General features: G+C 63.6%; 17 protein-coding genes and 1 pseudogene. 15 read left to right on the forward strand and 3 right to left on the reverse strand.

Annotation, left to right across the window (positions count from 1 at the left end; genetic code table 11):
- The first annotated feature begins 11 nt into the window (after nucleotides 1–11).
- The 14 genes from A3AG_RS0101915 to pilV all read left to right on the forward strand — a co-directional run bounded on the left by A3AG_RS0101915 (nucleotide 12) and on the right by pilV (nucleotide 13,613).
- The gene (locus A3AG_RS0101915) at nucleotides 12–1,235 is read left to right on the forward strand and encodes a TrbI/VirB10 family protein (RefSeq protein ID WP_012354567.1); all 1,224 of its coding nucleotides are present in this window, start codon (nucleotides 12–14) and stop codon (nucleotides 1,233–1,235) included.
- Entirely contained in the window at nucleotides 1,228–2,031 is an 804-nt protein-coding gene (locus A3AG_RS0101920; RefSeq protein WP_012354566.1) for a lysozyme family protein, read from the forward strand. The genes A3AG_RS0101915 and A3AG_RS0101920 overlap by 8 nt, the downstream gene beginning before the upstream one ends.
- Nucleotides 2,028–3,305 (forward strand): TrbG/VirB9 family P-type conjugative transfer protein, encoded by a 1,278-nt coding sequence (locus tag A3AG_RS0101925; protein WP_012354565.1) that lies wholly within the window; start codon nucleotides 2,028–2,030, stop codon nucleotides 3,303–3,305. The genes A3AG_RS0101920 and A3AG_RS0101925 overlap by 4 nt, the downstream gene beginning before the upstream one ends.
- Nucleotides 3,306–3,316: 11 nt before the next feature.
- The gene (locus A3AG_RS0101930; protein ID WP_026163867.1) at nucleotides 3,317–3,739 is read left to right on the forward strand and encodes a lytic transglycosylase domain-containing protein; all 423 of its coding nucleotides are present in this window, start codon (nucleotides 3,317–3,319) and stop codon (nucleotides 3,737–3,739) included.
- Nucleotides 3,740–3,818: 79 nt separating this feature from the next.
- Nucleotides 3,819–4,268 carry a toxin co-regulated pilus biosynthesis Q family protein gene (locus A3AG_RS0101935; protein WP_018003857.1) on the forward strand — a complete coding sequence of 150 codons (450 nt, stop codon included), beginning with the start codon at nucleotides 3,819–3,821 and terminating at the stop codon, nucleotides 4,266–4,268.
- A complete protein-coding gene (locus tag A3AG_RS0101940; protein ID WP_012354562.1) occupies nucleotides 4,265–5,935 on the forward strand; it encodes a type II secretion system protein GspD in 1,671 nt (556 codons plus the stop codon). Before A3AG_RS0101935 ends, A3AG_RS0101940 begins: the two co-directional genes overlap by 4 nt.
- A gap of 195 nt (nucleotides 5,936–6,130) precedes the next feature.
- Nucleotides 6,131–6,625 (forward strand): type IV pilus biogenesis protein PilP, encoded by a 495-nt coding sequence (gene pilP, locus A3AG_RS33700; RefSeq protein WP_256461666.1) that lies wholly within the window; start codon nucleotides 6,131–6,133, stop codon nucleotides 6,623–6,625.
- Between the two features lie 3 nt (nucleotides 6,626–6,628).
- Nucleotides 6,629–7,870 carry a type 4b pilus protein PilO2 gene (gene pilO2 / locus A3AG_RS0101950; protein WP_012354560.1) on the forward strand — a complete coding sequence of 414 codons (1,242 nt, stop codon included), beginning with the start codon at nucleotides 6,629–6,631 and terminating at the stop codon, nucleotides 7,868–7,870.
- Nucleotides 7,867–9,672, forward strand: coding sequence for a GspE/PulE family protein (locus A3AG_RS0101955; protein ID WP_012354559.1), 1,806 nt, complete (start codon nucleotides 7,867–7,869; stop codon nucleotides 9,670–9,672). The genes pilO2 and A3AG_RS0101955 overlap by 4 nt, the downstream gene beginning before the upstream one ends.
- Nucleotides 9,669–10,709, forward strand: coding sequence for a type II secretion system F family protein (locus tag A3AG_RS0101960; protein WP_012354558.1), 1,041 nt, complete (start codon nucleotides 9,669–9,671; stop codon nucleotides 10,707–10,709). The genes A3AG_RS0101955 and A3AG_RS0101960 overlap by 4 nt, the downstream gene beginning before the upstream one ends.
- A gap of 33 nt (nucleotides 10,710–10,742) precedes the next feature.
- Nucleotides 10,743–11,243, forward strand: a complete 501-nt coding sequence (locus A3AG_RS0101965) for a prepilin type IV pili (protein WP_012354557.1) — start codon at nucleotides 10,743–10,745, stop codon at nucleotides 11,241–11,243.
- Nucleotides 11,244–11,341: 98 nt separating this feature from the next.
- Nucleotides 11,342–11,842: a type 4 pilus major pilin gene (locus A3AG_RS0101970; protein ID WP_012354556.1), complete on the forward strand. Its 501-nt coding sequence runs from the start codon at nucleotides 11,342–11,344 to the stop codon at nucleotides 11,840–11,842.
- A gap of 36 nt (nucleotides 11,843–11,878) precedes the next feature.
- A complete protein-coding gene (locus A3AG_RS0101975; RefSeq protein WP_012354555.1) occupies nucleotides 11,879–12,358 on the forward strand; it encodes a hypothetical protein in 480 nt (159 codons plus the stop codon).
- A 7-nt stretch (nucleotides 12,359–12,365) separates the two neighbouring features.
- Nucleotides 12,366–13,613: a shufflon system plasmid conjugative transfer pilus tip adhesin PilV gene (gene pilV, locus A3AG_RS0101980; protein WP_012354554.1), complete on the forward strand. Its 1,248-nt coding sequence runs from the start codon at nucleotides 12,366–12,368 to the stop codon at nucleotides 13,611–13,613.
- Nucleotides 13,614–14,204: 591 nt separating this feature from the next.
- On the opposite strand, the gene A3AG_RS33010 is transcribed toward pilV, so the two are convergent.
- The 3 genes from A3AG_RS33010 to A3AG_RS0101995 all read right to left on the reverse strand — a co-directional run bounded on the left by A3AG_RS33010 (nucleotide 14,205) and on the right by A3AG_RS0101995 (nucleotide 16,914).
- A complete protein-coding gene (locus tag A3AG_RS33010; RefSeq protein ID WP_012354552.1) occupies nucleotides 14,205–15,233 on the reverse strand; it encodes a CAP domain-containing protein in 1,029 nt (342 codons plus the stop codon).
- A 222-nt stretch (nucleotides 15,234–15,455) separates the two neighbouring features.
- On the reverse strand, nucleotides 15,456–15,782 hold the full coding sequence (locus tag A3AG_RS31230; protein WP_232348027.1) for a hypothetical protein: 327 nt from the start codon (nucleotides 15,780–15,782) through the stop codon (nucleotides 15,456–15,458).
- A 79-nt stretch (nucleotides 15,783–15,861) separates the two neighbouring features.
- A complete protein-coding gene (locus A3AG_RS0101995) occupies nucleotides 15,862–16,914 on the reverse strand; it encodes a CAP domain-containing protein (RefSeq protein WP_012354551.1) in 1,053 nt (350 codons plus the stop codon).
- A gap of 440 nt (nucleotides 16,915–17,354) precedes the next feature.
- Here A3AG_RS0101995 and A3AG_RS33015 point away from each other — a divergent pair.
- A pseudogene (locus tag A3AG_RS33015) lies at nucleotides 17,355–17,571 on the forward strand (transposase family protein); the annotation flags it as partial.

Below are 17,571 nucleotides of genomic sequence, written 5' to 3' on the forward strand. Positions count from 1 at the left end.
GCGGCGCGAAAATGGATCAGGTCACGTCCGTGACCGACGCGCAGGAGCGCACGGTCAAGGGGAAACTCCCTCGCAATGTGCTGTTCGCCCTCGGTGGCATCTCGGCGGTACTGGTCGGTGGGTTGGGCTACTACTTCCAAACCATCACCGACGATCAGCTCGAAGCGAAGGCGGAACAGGCGCGCGCGGATCAAATCAAGCAGCGTGCGGGCAACGCCGACACCGGCCAAAGCCTCGAGGCCGCGATCCGCGCGCAGGCAGACAAGGCCCGCGAGGAAGCGGAGCGGCAGCGCAAAGCCGCTATTGCCCCTGACACGAAAACGCCGGTCATGACCGCATCGGACCTGGGCGGCGGGGCGAAGGCCAGCCCCACCGTGGACCCGAATAAGAACGAGCAGGATGATCTCTACACGGCACCGGTGTTCAAATCGGGCGCGCGCAAATCGCAACTGAATCAAAGCCGGACGCCGCCCGGCATGGCCGATGTCACGGACCCGGCTCAGATGCGTGCGCTGCAGCAGGCGGTGGCGGCACGCCAGGGCGCTGCGAACGCGGCCGCACTGGCACAGGAAGGCGCGACAGCGCCACAGTTGCCCGGCGACCGGCAGTTCCTGCGGGACGCCGGCGGCACGACGACGTTGCGAACCGGCTTCGATGGCAAGTTGCCAAAATGCACGGTCAGCCGGGGCTTCGTCATCCCAGCGAACTTTGCCGGCGGACTCAACTCGGACAAGCCGGGCGAATTCCGCGCCACCGTGTCACAGGACGTCTATGACACCGTGCAGGGCAACTGCAAGGTCATTCCTGCGGGCAGCACGCTGGTTGGCATCTATAGCGCCGACATTGCGGTCGGCCAGGAGCGCGTCCTCACGGCGTTCGTGCGCATGCAACTGCCGAACGGCAAGACCGTGCCGCTGATGGGCATGCAGGGCGCTGATCCGGATGGCACCGCCGGCAATAGCGGCGACGTCAACAACCACTTTCTGAAGATCTTCACCGGTGCGCTGGTGATCGGTGCGCTGTCGCTTCGATTCAACGATAACCCAACCACTACCACCGTCGGGCCGGCGGGGCTGGTCGCCTATGGGAACGCTGCAGGGCAGATTGCCACGCAGACGGCGCAGACCATCCTGAACCGTAACCAGAATATCCGTCCGACCATCACGACCGAGCCGGGGCAAAAGATGCTGGTTCAGGTCAAGCATGACATCGTGCTGGAGCCCTATCGTGACTAAGCGGCTTGCGGGCATGCTCTGGTTGGCTGCCGGACTCATCACTGCCGGCGCACAGGCTGCAACGATCGACGCGGTCATTAGCCCCACTGCCATCGTGGTGAAGGTGGACGGGCAGGCCCGGTTACACACCATGGAAGGAAAGCCGGTTCTGTACTGCGGACTCGATGCGTTCCTTGCTTGGTCGGCACGTCTGCTGGGCGCGCAGGTCGATGCCGGGGCGGAAGCCGGCCCGGTCGTGACACTGGCTGGCAAGCCTGTGCCGATCACCGCATTGCTGGTGCGCGAAGGTTGGCTGCGCCCGTCCGCGCTGAACGATGCCGCTCAGGAAGCCATCGCGGAGCGGCGCGGTGGCTGGGCGTGCGCGCCGAAGACCGAGCCGTTCGCGCAGATGGGCGGCCGCGTGGATCCCAAGATTACAGCGGGCATCGCCATGAACGAGTCGTCTTACCGCGGCCGGCCCTGGCCTTGGACGCTTAACGTGGCAGGACGCGGCATGTTCTTCTCGACGCGCGAGGAAGCCTACGCGGCCATCAACCGGCTTCTGGCCAACCAGCGCTGCGATTTCGATGTCGGGCTGATGCAGGTGAACTGGTGCTACCACGGCAAGCGCTTCGCCTCGCCATGGGAGGCGCTGGCGCCGGCGACGAACATCCGCGTGGCGGAAGACATTCTGGCAGAGAACCTGCAACGAAGCGGCTCTCCGATGAAGGCGGTGGCGTGGTACCACAGCGCGAACCCTGAGCGCGGTGGGCCGTACTTCTCCCGATTCATGAAACACGTGGCGCAATTCCAATGATCAGGTCGTTCATTCTCTCTGCACTGGCGTTGGTGGCTGTACAGGCCATGGCCGCCGACACCGACCCGCTCGATTTCGACTACCAGGTCATTGCGCGCGCCGCCGATCGTCCCGCGATGGTGTTCAACGATGGACTGTCGACCTACATCCAGCCGCGGCACGGCCAGGTCGTGCAAGCCGACGGCGCCATCCAAAATGGCCCGTACTGGGTGATCGACGGCGTGCCGGAGGTGGTCCGCTACTCCGTCAGTGGTCAGCCGGTTGTCGCGCGCTGGAAGCGAGCCAACGGCTTCACGTCCGAGCCGGCAAATCCGGTGGGAGACATGCCACGGAGTCTCGCCGCGATCTCCGGACGACTGGCGATGATCGGCAACTACGCCGGCCAGCCGTTGGTGCGCGCTGGCCGTTCGAACCTGCCGCTCGCGCAGATGATCAAGTCGATCGCGCCGGCGGGGTGGACCGGCACCGCCCAGAAGGATATCTCCCTGACCGACGACGTGGCACTGGATACCCGCGGCGGGGAGAACTGGCTGCAAGCGCTCGCGCGGGTGCTTGAACAGCGCAATCTCTACGCGGAAGTGGACTTCACGCGCCGGAACATTGCGCTGCGTGCCGGACCGCCGAAGAGCTTCTCCGTGGCCGAGACCGGCTCAAGCGCCGCGACACCTGGCGGCGTGTTGCAGGCCGCTCTGACGACGCCGGGCAACGTGGCTGCAGCGCCGAAAGAGCCTGCGGCGCCGACGTTGCCGGTGGCTGGCACGCCGCTGCCGGAAGGGCCGACGTTGGCCTCCGCCTTCGGAGCACTGGCGATCCGTGACAACAAGCAAGGTCGGATCGAGATTCGCTTCGAGCAGGAGCCCAAGGACCTGGTCCTGCGTGACGAGACCGATAGCAAGATCTGGACGAGGTGGGACGAGGCCCAGCGCGTGTTGTCCTTCGCGACCGTTGACCGGTTCACTGCGACTGCGGACGGCAAGGCCGTCGAAGTCAGGCGCTCGCCGGAGATCGATTACGAATTTCCGCGCGAGAACAGCGCCGGCCTGGAAATGGTCTTCGAGAAAGACGGCGCCACCTACCTGAGCTTTGCCAAGTCGTTGGTGAGCGTTTCTGTGTTCGGTGATGAGCATCAGCGCAACGGTGAACACAAGGACCGCTACTACAAGTTCAACGGCATTGCCGCACGCCTGACGGTGATCGCGGACGGCAATGTGGTCTACGTGGACCGCTCGCCGCAGGTGCGGTTCAAAGAGCAGCCGGGCAAGGTGGCACTGTGAAGATCCGCTGGATGGTGGCGCTCACGGCATCCGCCTTGCTGGCCAGCGCAGCTCGTGCCGACTGCCTCGATGATGCCGCGAAGTTCCATGGGGTCAGCCCCTCCTTGCTCCGGAGCATCGCGTTGCAGGAGTCGGGCATGCGGCCGTGGGTCACGAATCGCAATGGCAACGGTTCGGAGGATATCGGCCTCATGCAGATCAACTCGATCCACCTGCCGCGCCTGGGCAGGTATGGGATCACGCGCGCCCACCTGTTTGATGGGTGCATCAATGCCTACGTCGGCGCGTGGATTCTGCGCGAGAACATCCAGCGCTTCGGACCAACGTGGAAGGCGGTCGGGGCCTACAACGCCTCCTCGCCCGACAAGCAGTTGCGCTACGCCAACCAGATTCATGCGCGGTGGCAGGCGCTGCAGCGCGCCGCCTTGCGGTAGTTCCTTCACCTCAACCGAACGCATAGTTATGTGCCAATCCAACCGAACCGTTCGCATTGCCGTCGCCGCAGCATCACTCTTGAGCGGCCTGATCCTTGTGCCGGCGGTGCACGCCTCGCAGCTGTCGAACGACGGCTGGCAGCAACTGCAGGCGCCACGTGCCGCCAAGGCTGCTGCCAGCCAGACATTGCTGGCCGCCAATACACCATCCGCAGGCGCAGCGCCGAGCAAGGCCAGCACGCCGGCCGTGCCGAACATCGCGCCGGCGGCCGGGGCCGTGTTCCGGCTTGTCAAAGGGGAGGCACTTCAACAGCAGCTTCAGAACTGGGCGAGCCGGGCCGGGTGGACGGTGGCCTGGAACGTGCCGGACGGCTGGATCGTGCCCGGCGACAAGGACTACGGCAGCGACTTCGAAAGCGCAGTCAAGCGGGTGGTGGAGGAGCTGGCCAATAACGGCGCCGACGTGGTGGGGGATAGCTGGCGCGGCAATCGCACGGTGATTATCAGCCAAAACGGGATGGTCCAATGATGATGAAGAAGAGCAATGCAGCGCGCTACACCGCGTCCGCCGTGGCGGCCGCCACGCTGCTGTCGGGCTGCGGTGTGATGGAAACGCGCAACGTACAGAACGCCATCGGCAACGAGGCGCACGCCGCATACGCCGATGCGCCTCGCAGCCGCCCGGTGTTCCGGGTGCATGAGGGCGCCTGGCTGATGGGGGAAAAGATCCGCGCCAGCAAGCCGCAGCCGGACATCTACAACAAACACGTGGTGTTCAAGGGCACGCTTGGATCCTTGACGGAAGCTGCAAACTGGATCGCGCAGAGCGTCGGCGTGCGCGCGACCGTGGACGCCTCAGCCGTGGCGTCCGCAACGGGCGGTTCGGCACCAGCGCAACCTGCCGCCGGATCGCGGCCGACTGGGCCAATTCCGATGGGTGGCACGCCCCGAGTGGACCTGGCCGCCCCGTTGGCCGGCGCTTCCGGCTCGGGCCAGGGTGCTGGCATGGCGATCACTACGCCCTTGACCCTCCGTTACGAAGGCAACTTCAAGGGTTTCCTCGATGCCGTCGAGGCGTATTTTTGGGTCTGGTCGCGTTACAACGATGGGACGGTGTCGTTCTTCCGGACGGAAACCCGGACCTTCATGCTGCCGAGCCTCGCGGATGCCTCATCCATGAACGGTTCGATCACCACGTCGGACAGCAGCTCCGGGGGCATGGCCGGCGCCGGCGGGAACGGCGGCAGTTCAGGCGGAAGTGGTGGCCGTAGCGGCCAGTCGATGAACATGTCCGTCGAGATGAAGCCGTGGGAAACGCTGCAGGCGACTGCCAAGGCCGTCGCTGGCGCGAGCGCCGAAGTCGTGGTCGACAAGAACCTTGGCACCCTGACCGTGACGGGCGATCCGGTGCAATGCGATCGCATCGAACAGTTCGTCAAGAGCCTGGCGGCCATGTACGGCAAGCAGGTGGCGATCGACGTGCAGGTCTACGAAGTCCGCGTCACGCGTGAGGACAACTACGGGCTGAACCTGTCGCTCGCCTATCAAAGCTCCGCTGGCCAGACCGGCGTCGCGTTCAGTTCCGTCAGCACGCCGACGATCTCAGGCAGTGCCACCCCCATGAATCTGGGCGCGACCATCATGAGTGGTCCTTTCGCCGGCAGCAAGGCCGTCGTGCAGGCGCTCTCGACGCTTGGCAATGTATCGCAGGTGGTATCGCGCTCGGGCGTCACGCAAAACGGCAAAGTCCTGGCTTTGCAGACCGCCACGCTGCAGGACTATGTCGCGCAGTCGCAAACGACGCTGGCTGCCAATGTCGGTTCCACCAGTTCCATCCAGACCGGAACGGTGACCTACGGCTTTACCAGCAACTTCCTACCCAAGGTGGTCGATGGCCGGATTCTGATGAACTTCGACATGACGCTGTCGGACCTGCTGCCGCTGCAGCGATTCAACTCGGGCGGGGACGCGAACCAGACCAGTGTGCAGCTGCGCACCATGCCGACCAACCGGTTCACGCAGTCGATCACCTTGAAGCCGGGTGAATCGCTGGTGCTCACAGGCCTGCGCAACCAGAAGGCGTCTACGACCAATAACGGCGTCGGCGAGCCGTGGATGGCCGCACTCGGTGGTGGCGTCGGTGCGCTCAAGGGAGACACGGTCATCGCCATCATGATCTCGGCCCGCTTGCTGTAACCCAGAGACAATTCCATGCAGAATCGCGCATTCAATCATCGTTGGCCCCCTGCCGCGCTGGCTTTTGCCGCTACCGTCGGCCTCTCGGCTGCCGCCCCTGCCAATGCGGCGTCGGCGATGTCGAACCCTGTCGCAGCGGCGATCGCGTCGGCGGGAGGCAGCCCAGGGACGTCGCAATCTGGCACCGCTCCGTCAATGCAACCGACGGCTGCCGCCCCAGCGGCGGGCGTTGCGAGCCCCACAGCGACGAGCACGCCCGCGGCAGAAGCCGTCCAACCGTTGCGTCCCACTGACGCGCCGGAACTCGCGGCTTTGCAGTCCCAAATGGCTTTGTGGAAGGCGCGCGCTGAGATCGCCAAGTACAAGGCAGAGGCCAAGCGGGCGGAGGATTCGCTGATTGCAGCTCCTGCCGGTGCGGCGGCGGGCGCCGGTGTGGCATCGATTTCGCTGGCCGGTCCGATGCCGGTCGGCGGCGTTGCAGAGCGCGCACCGCGGCTCGCGCCGGAGGCGCCCCGCGTGGTGTCGCTGCGCGCGTTCGACGGTCACTACAACGCGGTTGTGGAAGTCAGCGGTCGAACCATCCCAGTCCAGGCTGGCGACACGCTGGACGGCGGCTGGAAGGTCGTCAGCATCGACGACGGTGGGGTGAAGCTTGCCAACGGCAAGCGCGTGCGCACGCTGAGGCCTTGAGCGATGGCTGAGATCCTGTCATTCCCCGGACTGAAGGGCAGCTTCGCCATCGGGCTGACCTGGCAACACGAGGAAGCCCAGCCGAGCCAGGGTGTCCTACGCGCGCGCGCGCTGGAACTCGGCCGGAACGTCCGCTGGGGCCTGGTGCATCAAAGCGCGGAAGGGGCCATCCAGACCGGATTCTGCGAAGCGATCGCCGGCGCGAAGCCGGCCGGGCTGAAGCCGCTCGCCGCGGTCGTTGCCGGCCAGCACCGCCAGCCATGGAGGGGACTCTTCCACCTGCAGGGCAGCCTCTACTGGTACATCGCCGTCCGGCAGGGCCACGCCGTCATTGCCGGTGGCGACCGGGTGGGCACCCTGGAGGAACTGGCACCGATCCGGGAGCGGCATCGCGCCCTTGGGGAATGGACGGAGGTAGAAGGGACGATACGGGATCTCGCCAACATGGCGCGGGCTGCAAAGGGCGTGTCGCCTATGCGGGACGTGCTGACTGGACCTTGGAAGTCGACCTCCTATGCGGTGGCAGCGGCAATCGGCGTCGTGGCGCTTCTCGTCGGAGGCTGGTACTGGTACGACCAACAGCAAGCCGCTGAGCGTGAGGCGCAGTTGATGCGACAGCGCGCGGTTGCCGCCGCGCAGCTCGCCAATGAGGCCGCAAGGCAGCGGGCCATACCCTGGGTCGAGGAGGCGATGCCGACCGCCTTCCTGCAGGCCTGTCGCCGCGCCTGGGACCGGCAGGTCCTTGCGGAGGCCGGCTGGACGCTTGCCAGCTGGCGCTGCAAGCCGGCCACGTCGACCGCCCTGACGATCGAAACCACGTGGAAGCGCGATGGCGGCTTGGCTGCCAATGCTCCCGGAGCGCTTTCCACGGACGGCAATCAAGCGACGGCGACGGCGAATGCGCCGGCGGCATTCCTGCCTTCCCCGCGCGCAGTCAGTGCGACAGCCGCCGCGCAGCGGTCGATGTGGACGTACGCACAGGGTAACGGCGTGAGCTTGCAGTTGACCTCGCCGCCCGCGCTGCTGCCGGCAGACGGCAACACCCCGGTCGATCCGTGGCTCGCCATGACCGCGGACATCGGCTTTGGCGCGCCGCCGTGGCTGGGTGTGGGCGAGGGACTGGATGACGTGGCAGGCCTGCGGCTGACCGAAGTCAGCTACGAAGCAGCTGCCCAGTTATGGAAGGGCACCGGAAAACTGTACGCAATGCGGGACGGTGCAGTGCCGCCCGCTGGGAGTCAATGATGGTCAAGACCCTATCGCGCCTGTGGCGCAGTCCACGCAACGCCTCGACAGGGGGCGCCGCACTGGCGGCGCGCGCCGAGCCGTCTGTGAAGTCCGATGCCCTGGCGTTGCCGAAGCCTCCCGAGGTGCTTGAGCCGCATATCCTATACCCGCGCAACCTGCCCGCCACCTTCGACCGTGTCGCCTTCAACCTGAACCATCTGACTGCCGAGCAGGCATCGGCGCTTCGCCAGCGCGCCGCGGAAAGCGGCCTGCATGTGGAAGATGTCGCCAAGGAGCTTGGCCTGACCGATGACAACGTGCAGCAGGTGCTGGCTGTGCACGGTTGCGATATTTATGTGGATGCCCGGCATTTCGGCACGCCGCGGCTTCTGACCTGGGAAGCCAAGCTGCGGCGCAGCGGTGCGGCGCCCCAACTGCGCAAGGTGTCCGCGCAGGAGCTTGCCGTGTTGCGCCAGCAGCGCGGTTCCGGTCAACTGCAGGATACGGACCTGCAGACCCTGACCCTCGCGCGCCGGCTGATCGCGGATTGCGCTGTGCTGATCGCCTCGGACATTCACATCCTGGTTCGCGAGCACCACACCGAGATTCAGGTGCGGATCAAGGGAGATCTGCGCACGGTCTCCGCGCTATCGATGCGCCGCGAGGAGGGTGAACGCCTGATCCGCGCGATGTACACGGGCCTCGCCACGGTGAAGGCCGCGACCTATAACCCGCTGGACGTGCAAGACGCGCAGATCGCCGGCGACGCGCTGCCGGGCACCGGGCTTTCGAGCGTGCGGATCGTGCGTGGGCCCGCTTACCCGGTGGAGAGTGGTGGCGGCTTCCTCGTGGCGCGGCTGCAATACCGGGAGCACCATGAGGGCGCGCTGAAGGCGGACGCGGTCGACGCGGCGAAACGACTCGATCTGCGCTCGCCGAAAGCGCCTGGCGGCGAATTCAAGCTCGGCCAGATGGGCTACACGCCGCTGCAGGTGGACCTCATCTCGCAGCTGCTGCGCCGGCCCATGGGCGTGATCGTCGTGACCGGCCCGACCGGGAGCGGCAAGACCACGACGCTCTTCGAATGCACACGGCATCAGGCACGCCTCTTCCCGGAGAAGCGGCTCATCACGATCGAGAATCCCACCGAATATCCGATGGACTGGGCGATCCAGCTCACCACGGAAAGCGAGCGGTTCCCGGAGATGTTGCGCATGACGTTGCGGATGGACCCGGATGCGGTGCTGTTGGGCGAAATCCGCGGTGTCGAGGAAGCGATCGCGACACTGCAGGCGGCGGCGACCGGCCACCAGGTGCTCACCACGCTGCACGTGACCGACCCGTTCGAGACGTTCTCGCGGCTGGTGATGCTGGACCATGTTCGCCTGGCGATGGAGGTGATCGCCAATCACAACCAGATCATCGGCCTCATTGCGCAGCGGATTGTGCCACTGCTGTGTCCGAAATGCTCTGTGGAGCTGGACAGGGCCCCAGAACCACTGCCGGATTACATGCTCAGTGCGATGCGAACCTGGGGCGATCTCTCGGAAGTCCGAGTGCGCGGCGCGGGCTGCGGTCACTGCCACGGCGAAGCCATCATTGGTCAACAGGCGGTAGCTGAAGTTGTCGTGACCAGCGAGCAGCTTATGCAGGATTGCATCAACGACGGCGTATTGGCAGCGCGGCGCAATCATCGGCGCCGGGAGGGTTCGGACAAGCCCATGATCGCGCACGCGATGGACCTTGTGCTGGCGGGACGCCTGAGCCCTGTCGATGCGGAGCGAAGCGTAGACGCCATTCCGATGAGGGATCAACTATGAACGGGCTGTCTTGGACGATGCGCCGGCGCCTGTATCAACAGGCATCGAGCCAGTTGGAGAATGGGCTGACTCTCGCCCAGGTCATTGAGGACTTCCGGGAGCGGCAAGCACGGCGAGGCCGCAAGCGCGCCGCTGAGGCGGCGCACGAGGTCGGTCGGCAGGTGCGCGATGGCAAGACGCTGATGGCGGCGATGGGTACGAGCCTCAGTGATCTGGAGCGCAGCGTGCTGGACGCCGGCGAGAAGGCCGGGCAGTTGCCGGACGCTATGCGGCTGGTGCTGGATGTGCGCGAACTGACGACGCGTCTGCGGCAGAAACTGCAGGCCAGTTTTTTCGCGCCGGCCGTGTACCTAGTCACGCTGTATGTCGTCCTGCTGCTGATCGGCGGCTACATCGTGCCGCAGTTCACCGATGTGCTGCCGATCGATAAGTGGACGGGCTGGGCATATGCCATGTACGGAATGGGCCAGTTGGCTGTGGGATGGCCGGCGCCGGTCATCTTCGGGAGCCTCGGTGCCTACGCAGTCTGGAGCTGGTGGGCGTTGCCGAGGTGGGCTGGGCCGGGCAGGCGATTCTTTGACCAGCATGTGTTTCCGTTCACGGTGTACCGAGAGATCACCGGATTCAGCTGGCTGATGTCGTTCGTCGCGCTGCTGCGGGCGAAAGTGCCTGACATCGCAGCGCTGGAAGGCCAGATCGGCACGGCATCGCCATGGCTGGCCTCACGCCTGAGGCCGATTCGACTCGGCCTGGCCGATGGCCTGGACCTCGCCGAAGCCATGCGGCAGACCGGGAACGGCTTCCCTTCGCTGGATCTGATCGATGAAATCGGCGCGTATGCCGGCTTTGACGACTTCACCGAGAAGATCACGGTGGCCGTGCGGCAGAACGCCGAAGTCATCGAGCGGCAACTGCTTGCGAAGGGGATGGTGATGTCGGCGACCTTCACCGGACTGATGTTCCTCGCCTTCGTTGTTCTGCAGCTCGGCTCCAACTCGCTCTCGGAGATCCTCACATCTTCCATGGGCAAGCTCTGACAATCGCTTTCGCAATCTCACAAGGAGTATCACATGGACGGAATTCTTGGGCGTATCGTCGCCATCGTGTTGGGTCTGCTGGCTCTCGTTGGCATCGCCTATGCCGGGTACAACGGCTTTCAGAGCCACAAGGCCGGCGTGGTCGCAACCAATATCACGCAGCTGATCACGAATGCGCGAGCAGGGTTCTCGCAGGGGAACAACGGCTATACCAATTTCACTACCGCCAATATCGCTTCGATGATTACTGGCGGTATGTTCCCCTCGGACATGGTGCGCGGCACGGCACTCGTCGACCCCTGGGGCAATGCAGTCACGCTGGCCGCTGCCAACAACGGGTCCCAGGGTGTCATTACCTTCGGCGGCGGCAATGCGCAAACGGCAAAACAATGCGTGAGCACAGCACTGGGCCTGAAGGACTACGTGACGTTGGCGGTCGGCTCGACCACGTTCAACCAGACCAACTTGCCTGACCAGGCCACCGCCGGCGCTGCCTGTAGCGCCACAGCGACCTTCACGCTGACCTTCCAGTAAGCAGGCAAAGCGATCACAGCGACGAGGCGGAATTTCCACCGGCATCACGTCCACGGTGGAAGGCGATGAAATCAGGACGTGGACTTTAGGGAAATGACATGGATGGGATTCTCGGGCGCATCGTCGCCATCGTCTTGGGCCTGCTGGCACTGGTGGGCATCGCATACGCGGGCTACAACGGTTTCCAGAGCCACAAGGCTGGCGTGGTCGCCACCAACATCGCGCAACTGATTACGAATGCCCGCGCTGGATTCTCGCAGGGGAATAACGGCTACACGAACTTCACCACGGCCAACATCCCGGCGATGATCACCGGCGGCATGTTTCCGACGGACATGGTGCGCGGCACGACCCTGGTCGACACGTGGGGAAATGCCGTGACCTTGTCGGCCGCAAACAGCGGCTCGCAAGGCGTGATCCGGTTCGGTGGCGGCGGTGCTCAGACAGCCAAGCAGTGCGTGAGCACCGCGACCTCCCTCCGCGATTTCGTTTCATTGGCCGTTGGGACCACGACCTTCACGCAGGCGAACCTGCCAGACCAGGCCACCGCCGGCGCCGCATGCAGCGCGACCGCGAGCTTCACACTGACTTTCCAGTGAGATTCCACGCGGCCACCAAAGTCTGAGGAGAAGGGCATGGGCTATCTCATCCTGCCGATCGCGACCGTCCTGTTCTGTCTGGGGATTGTTGCCCAAAGCCGGCAACTATCAGAAGCAGCACCTGGGGCCGGCGTGGCTGGCCGTATGGAATCTGTAGCGACGGTCACAGCGCAGCAGGCGCAAGCATACGGCTCGGCCTGTGTGTCGACCGCCGGTGCAACACCGGGGCTGGTCGGTGCGAGCGTGACGCCAGTGCTGCCGTCAGGGATGGTGGCGCCGGCTGGTGCCGGCTGCATGGCCGTCGCCAATCCGGGCGGCGGGCGCGACGTCTACGGATACGTGCGCGTGTCATCAGGCGCAAGCGGCGCGCTGCTCAGCAGCACAGCGGGCAGTCTCGCGTGGTTCCGGGTCCGCAGTCAGGGCACGGCCGTCAATCTTGCTACCGGCATCGCCTACAGCGTGCCGGCGACCATTCCCGTTGGGGCGCTGGTCAATTGGGTCCAGTTGAACACCTGAGAAACGCATGGAAGCCATCCTCGGATATCTCGTCGCGCTGATGCTCTCGATGCTGAGCCTTGCCGGCTTCGCGACGTGGGCAAAGGCCGGCGTGACGAACGTGCAGACCGCCGCCGCGGCGAGCCAGATGCTTGTCTTCGACAAGGCCGCCCTGCAGTTCGTGCAGGACGAATCCGCCACGCTGGTTGCTCAGGCAACTGCAAGCGTGCCTGTCAACGTTACGCCGGCCATGCTCATCAACGGCGGCTATCTGCCAGCCGGGTTCTCGGCGACCAATGTGTTCGGCCAGACCTGGCTGCTTCAGGTTCTGCAGCCGACGCCAAACAACTTGCAGGCGCTCGTCACGTCGCAGGGCGGGCGGCCGATCACCGACACCCGCCAGCTCGTGCAGATCGCTGCGCAGGCGGGTGCGCAAGGGGGCTTCGTACCCTACGCCGGACAAAACGGCGATCCGACGATGGTGGCAACCCGCGCCTATGGGGCATACGGCGCGTGGCAGGTGCCGCTTGACAACTACGCGAACCCGGGCAGCGGCCGGCTCGCGTCTTTGCTCGCCTTTACCGGCGCGCAGGCCAACAACGGCTATCTATATCGGGTGCAGGTTCCGGGCCATCCGGAACTCAATCGGATGCAGACGTCGATCGACATGGCAGGCAACGACGTCAGCAATGCCGCTCGGGTCACGGCAACGACTGCCTTAACCAGTGGTGGCGATACCTATCTAACAAGTACCGGTGCGCCAGGTACTGCGTGCGGCGTCGAAACGTCGACCCGCCGAAGCACCACTGGCACCGGGCATGTGATCTGTGCCGGCGGCATCTGGCAAGCGGTAGGCACGGCCGTGGCAAACATCTATGAAGGGCTGTGGTGTGGGAACAATGGTCAGATAGCGACCAGCGCGACCAATGTTGGATTCATCTGCAAGAGCAACAGGTATATCGCGCTCAACAACGCGCTGGGCAATATGACCGTTACTCGGAAAATTGAGAACGTTACAGACGGTATGACGTTCTCGAAGGACAACTGCCCGGGTGGTACCGCATGGGCGTTGTACACCCCGAAGCAGGAAATGGTCAACATCACTGGCAATGTGATGCCGCCGATTCAGGGCACGTACTTCTCCATGAACGACTGGGGTACTACATGGTATGCGCAAGCAAGCGCAATCTCTCCTGCCGCATGGTACAGCGGCAACGATACTGGGGCGCTCGGGGGGCGACTCGTGGGCACCGTTACAACTGGATGCACCTTCTAGGACCGGGATTGATTGATGAAAAGAATTCTTTGGGCATGCATTCTCGCAGCTGATTTCTCGGCAGCCAACGCACAGTTGTACTCGTTTCCGGCACCGCCGATGACCGTGGCAGACTGTAGGCAAGGGCACCACTGGTATCGGGAGCCAGGTAGATTGCCGTACTGCAAGGTCGATGATCCCCCGCCGCCCCCGCCGCCGCCGCCCCCTCCAACATTAGTGTGTCGCTACGAGTTTTGGAAATTCATGATCGCGATTGGGCCGGGCGGTAACTGCAGTGCGGATGGTGGATGCGACGGATATGGATACTCCGTTTATGATGGCGTCGCCAACAACCCCACGGTTGCGCGCACTTGGAGTTCCTGGGATGCCGGACCCATTGTGCATGATCCCTCGGCGATGTGGCCGCTTATCCAGGTTGATATGCAGTCGCGCGGCTATTACGCTGGTGCCACTAAGACGTCAACACCTGGCAACGGGAATTACCCGGGCACCAGCTACTACGAGGTTTGCAAGTATTGAGATCCCAGGGCTGAACAGACAAAGAACCCCGTCGTTGCGGGGTTCTTTGTTTTTAGAGGGGTAACATGTTGCTCAGAACGCCGTAAAGCTCCAGGACTTGCTGATAGCAACACCATTGCGAGCACCTGCGAATGTTGCTGTGTGGGTGCCCCCTGTGAGGGGTTGCGTCGGGAGCATGAACACCACGCCAGCGTAGAGGCTCGTGTTCTCGATCGCGCTGGCGACGGAACCGGCCTTTGCATTAGCCGGAACCAGCACTCGTACCGGAACCGCTGCTCCGCCAGGGCCAGTCAGCGTGAAGCTGGATACGGTCAAAACGTTGGAGGACGACGGTGCCGCCATCCGGAACATGATCGGATGTCCAGCACTGGCAAGATCCGACGCCGGATTGGGGTTTTCCGTAGCTGGGTAGAAAGTTCCGAATATGGAGTCGTTGTCAGCAGGGTAGTATGCCACGGCATTCGCAGCGAGCTGCTGACCACCCCATTGCGCGAGACCATAACCGCCACCCTTGGCGCCGGTGACTATGCCAAAGTTGATGACGCAGCGGTTGTCGCGCACCGAAAGACCGACCGTCTCTTGATTGCTGGTGATGGCTTGTAAATGGTAGACAGACCGCTTAAAGCCCGCGAGGCAGCTCTCCGCGTCGGGCGCCCCGCTAGACACAGCTTGGCCAATCCATTGATCCTCCGACCCGCCCGCTGCAACCACTTGATCATAGGGATTCGCACCAGTGAAGCCAGCATTTCCGGCTACTTCCAAATGGCCTGTAGCGCTATTTGCCTTCATGTAAGCCAGATGGTTATCGGCGGCGATGTCGAGCTTGTCGTCTTGCTTAAGCGCGCCGACGCCGATCTTCAGGCGGAGTGAGTTCAAAGCATCATAGGCCGCAAGCCGCTGATCTCCGTTCGGATACGTCGATACCGGAGCTGTGGTCGCCGGCGGCACCGACGTCGGCTCCTGCGGCGGCGTCGTCGGAGTTGTAGGCGGCGTGGTGGGATTCTTGGATCCACCATCGTCACCGCCACCACCGCCGCATGCGGCAAGAGCGAGCGCCATGGCAGTGGCCAGAACCGAGAGAGCGAGTTTGGAGTTTTGCATGCTTTTCTTCCTCTGACTTTGACCGGCCGGGGATCGACCGTTACTTTTAGCTTACCTATCGGCGCGCGAAGTCAAGTGCCCGCAATCCCCGGCCGGACGTGAGAATACACGAAGGCGATCAGCATCTAGTCGACGAATTGGAGCCAAACTTGACCCCCCGGAAAGAGGGGTGTCCTGGTAATCGTTACGGCTGGCGGACCCGAAGACCGCGTCAAGTGCACGTCACCGCGATCGGTAGAGCGATGTGCCGCAGCTATTGCAGATGTGCCACTGATGCGCGGCAATGAACGGCTGCTCGCGCCAGAGGCGGATGCTTCTGGATCCGCACCGATAGCAAGACATGCCGCGCTCGGTCACGCATGCTGGATACTTCCGCGCATATTCGCTCACCGTCGGCAGGCCTTTGCGCGTCAGCGCAAAGGCGATCAAGGCGAAGTACGAGAACATGAAGGAGGCAATCGCCCATGGCCAGGCCAACGCCCCTCCTGTCTTGCCCACTTGAACGCCAGGTAAGCTGGCAAAACCAGAAAGACCGCGATCGTTATCCATTCCATCGTTGAATCTCCGTTGTATGTGTTTCGAGGCCTGCCCCGCGAAACCGTCCGGCGGGGTCGTCGGCGCGCTTGGGCTATCGGAAAGTGGAGGCTCCCGGCGTAGCAGTCCTGAAGGTCCAGGAGATACTCACCGGCTTGCCGGCCCGAGTGCCAGAAAACGAAGCCGTGTAGGCCTCGCGGTCCGCCAGTGGCGCGAGCGGGACCAGGAAGGCCGCGTTGTTCCGGAGGTATTCGTCTGCCATACCATTCGAGCCATCCGCCTTCGCCGCCGGGGACACCAAAACGCGCGCAGGCAGCTCCGCGCCGTTGCCGTCAACGAGTTTGAAGGCTTCTACGGACAGCACCTCCGCGAGCGCACCATTCGCGTAAATCATCAGGGGGCGGCCTGGCGCCGGCAGATCCGGCGCAGGATTCGGCGACTCGCCGGCGAAGTTGAAACCGGGTCGCACGTCGGTGTCGCCGTCTGCTGGCACAGTGACGAAGATTTCAGCATCGATCTGCTGGCCTCCTCCATAGGGCACACCGTTGGGTGTCGGGCCTGGTTGTGTTGCAGTGTTCGTGCCGAAGTCCACGACGCAGTGATTCAGGCCCAAGGCACCAGTATCACTGAATCCAATTCCCATGGATTCCTGGTTCGTGACGAGCGACTGCAAGTGGTAGACGGTGTGGTACCACTGATCGATGCAGCCTGCGCCGATCTCGCTATCATCGGGGCCTCTGGCTGCGCCCACGATTTCGGCCACCCATTGGGTGTCGCCGACACCGGCCCTTCTGGCTCGTAGCAGAGGCGTGGTTGCGTAGAAATGCAGAGAGCCTACGGATTGGTCATGCTGTGCCACGCTGTGCGCGCTGAGATAGACAGCATGTGCCTGGGCGGCGGTGTCGAGCGCGGGGTCTTGCATGAGAAGACCGACGCCGAGCTTCCGGCGCAAGGCGTTGACACCGTTGAAGAGCGCGAGCTGTCCCGAACTCTTTGCGTAGGATGGCTCCGGCACGCTGGTCCGCAGCGCAAGGGAGGGAACTTCTGCCGGGCCAGGAGCAGCCGACGGAACACTTCCGCTTGCCCAAGCTTCCTCATTGCCAATGAGCGCCAGCAACAGCAACGCAAACCATTTTCTCGTCTTCACGAATTCTTCCGATATAGCAGGAGAGATGTCATTGCCTATTGCCGGCCTGTCCCGCAGTCTTCGCTGTTGCTGCTACTGCCAAGCCAGCACGGACAGCAGATGCTCTGTTCGGAGCAAAAGTGGTGTCACGAAGTCTGCTAGCAGGCGCCAACGCTTGCGCGAACACCATTTCTCCGCGGTGAGATGAGGCAATGGGATCGCGGCTGGATTCGAGCCGCTTGATTCCAGATTAGCGACATCGTGCCGAAGTCAAGGCTCGCCGAACGGGAGGTTCCGACACTGGCGTTAAGGATGGTTAGTCGGCAAGATTTCGCAAAGGTTGAGCCCAGTTGGTTGGGGCGCAGAGCATAGGCAAAAAAAGGGTTCTTCGCAGAAAACCGTGGCCCGAAAGAGCACATTTTGTATGCTGATGTCTGTTTCTTCAGGTATCAGGGGGATGTGTGCTGGATCGCAAGACGCTGCAAGCACTGGGTTGCTGGAAGGGCTACCGGCTGGAGCGCGTGGAATGGCCGGAGGGAGAGAGCCGTACGCTGTCGTTGTACTTGAAGCCGGTCAGCAAGGTCATGCATTGCGAGGAGTGTGGCGCGCGCTGCCATCAGGTGCATGAGACAGTGGTCAGGCGAGTCCGGGACCTTCCGCTGTTCGAGTATCGGGTCG

Source organism: Cupriavidus neocaledonicus, assembly GCF_000372525.1.
GTDB lineage: Bacteria > Pseudomonadota > Gammaproteobacteria > Burkholderiales > Burkholderiaceae > Cupriavidus > Cupriavidus neocaledonicus.

What these genes read in the sequence shown, in the direction of transcription:
- A3AG_RS0101915 (WP_012354567.1), top strand. Translation starts at nt 12, where the DNA reads ATGGATCAGGTCACGTCCGTGACCGACGCGCAGGAGCGCACGGTCAAG.
- A3AG_RS0101925 (WP_012354565.1), top strand. Translation starts at nt 2,028, where the DNA reads ATGATCAGGTCGTTCATTCTCTCTGCACTGGCGTTGGTGGCTGTACAG.
- A3AG_RS0101930 (WP_026163867.1), top strand. Translation starts at nt 3,317, where the DNA reads ATGGTGGCGCTCACGGCATCCGCCTTGCTGGCCAGCGCAGCTCGTGCC.
- A3AG_RS0101940 (WP_012354562.1), top strand. Translation starts at nt 4,265, where the DNA reads ATGATGATGAAGAAGAGCAATGCAGCGCGCTACACCGCGTCCGCCGTG.
- pilP (WP_256461666.1), top strand. Translation starts at nt 6,131, where the DNA reads ATGCAACCGACGGCTGCCGCCCCAGCGGCGGGCGTTGCGAGCCCCACA.
- pilO2 (WP_012354560.1), top strand. Translation starts at nt 6,629, where the DNA reads ATGGCTGAGATCCTGTCATTCCCCGGACTGAAGGGCAGCTTCGCCATC.
- A3AG_RS0101955 (WP_012354559.1), top strand. Translation starts at nt 7,867, where the DNA reads ATGATGGTCAAGACCCTATCGCGCCTGTGGCGCAGTCCACGCAACGCC.
- A3AG_RS0101960 (WP_012354558.1), top strand. Translation starts at nt 9,669, where the DNA reads ATGAACGGGCTGTCTTGGACGATGCGCCGGCGCCTGTATCAACAGGCA.
- A3AG_RS0101965 (WP_012354557.1), top strand. Translation starts at nt 10,743, where the DNA reads ATGGACGGAATTCTTGGGCGTATCGTCGCCATCGTGTTGGGTCTGCTG.
- A3AG_RS0101970 (WP_012354556.1), top strand. Translation starts at nt 11,342, where the DNA reads ATGGATGGGATTCTCGGGCGCATCGTCGCCATCGTCTTGGGCCTGCTG.
- A3AG_RS0101975 (WP_012354555.1), top strand. Translation starts at nt 11,879, where the DNA reads ATGGGCTATCTCATCCTGCCGATCGCGACCGTCCTGTTCTGTCTGGGG.
- pilV (WP_012354554.1), top strand. Translation starts at nt 12,366, where the DNA reads ATGGAAGCCATCCTCGGATATCTCGTCGCGCTGATGCTCTCGATGCTG.
- A3AG_RS33010 (WP_012354552.1), bottom strand. Translation starts at nt 15,233, where the DNA reads ATGCAAAACTCCAAACTCGCTCTCTCGGTTCTGGCCACTGCCATGGCG.
- A3AG_RS31230 (WP_232348027.1), bottom strand. Translation starts at nt 15,782, where the DNA reads ATGGATAACGATCGCGGTCTTTCTGGTTTTGCCAGCTTACCTGGCGTT.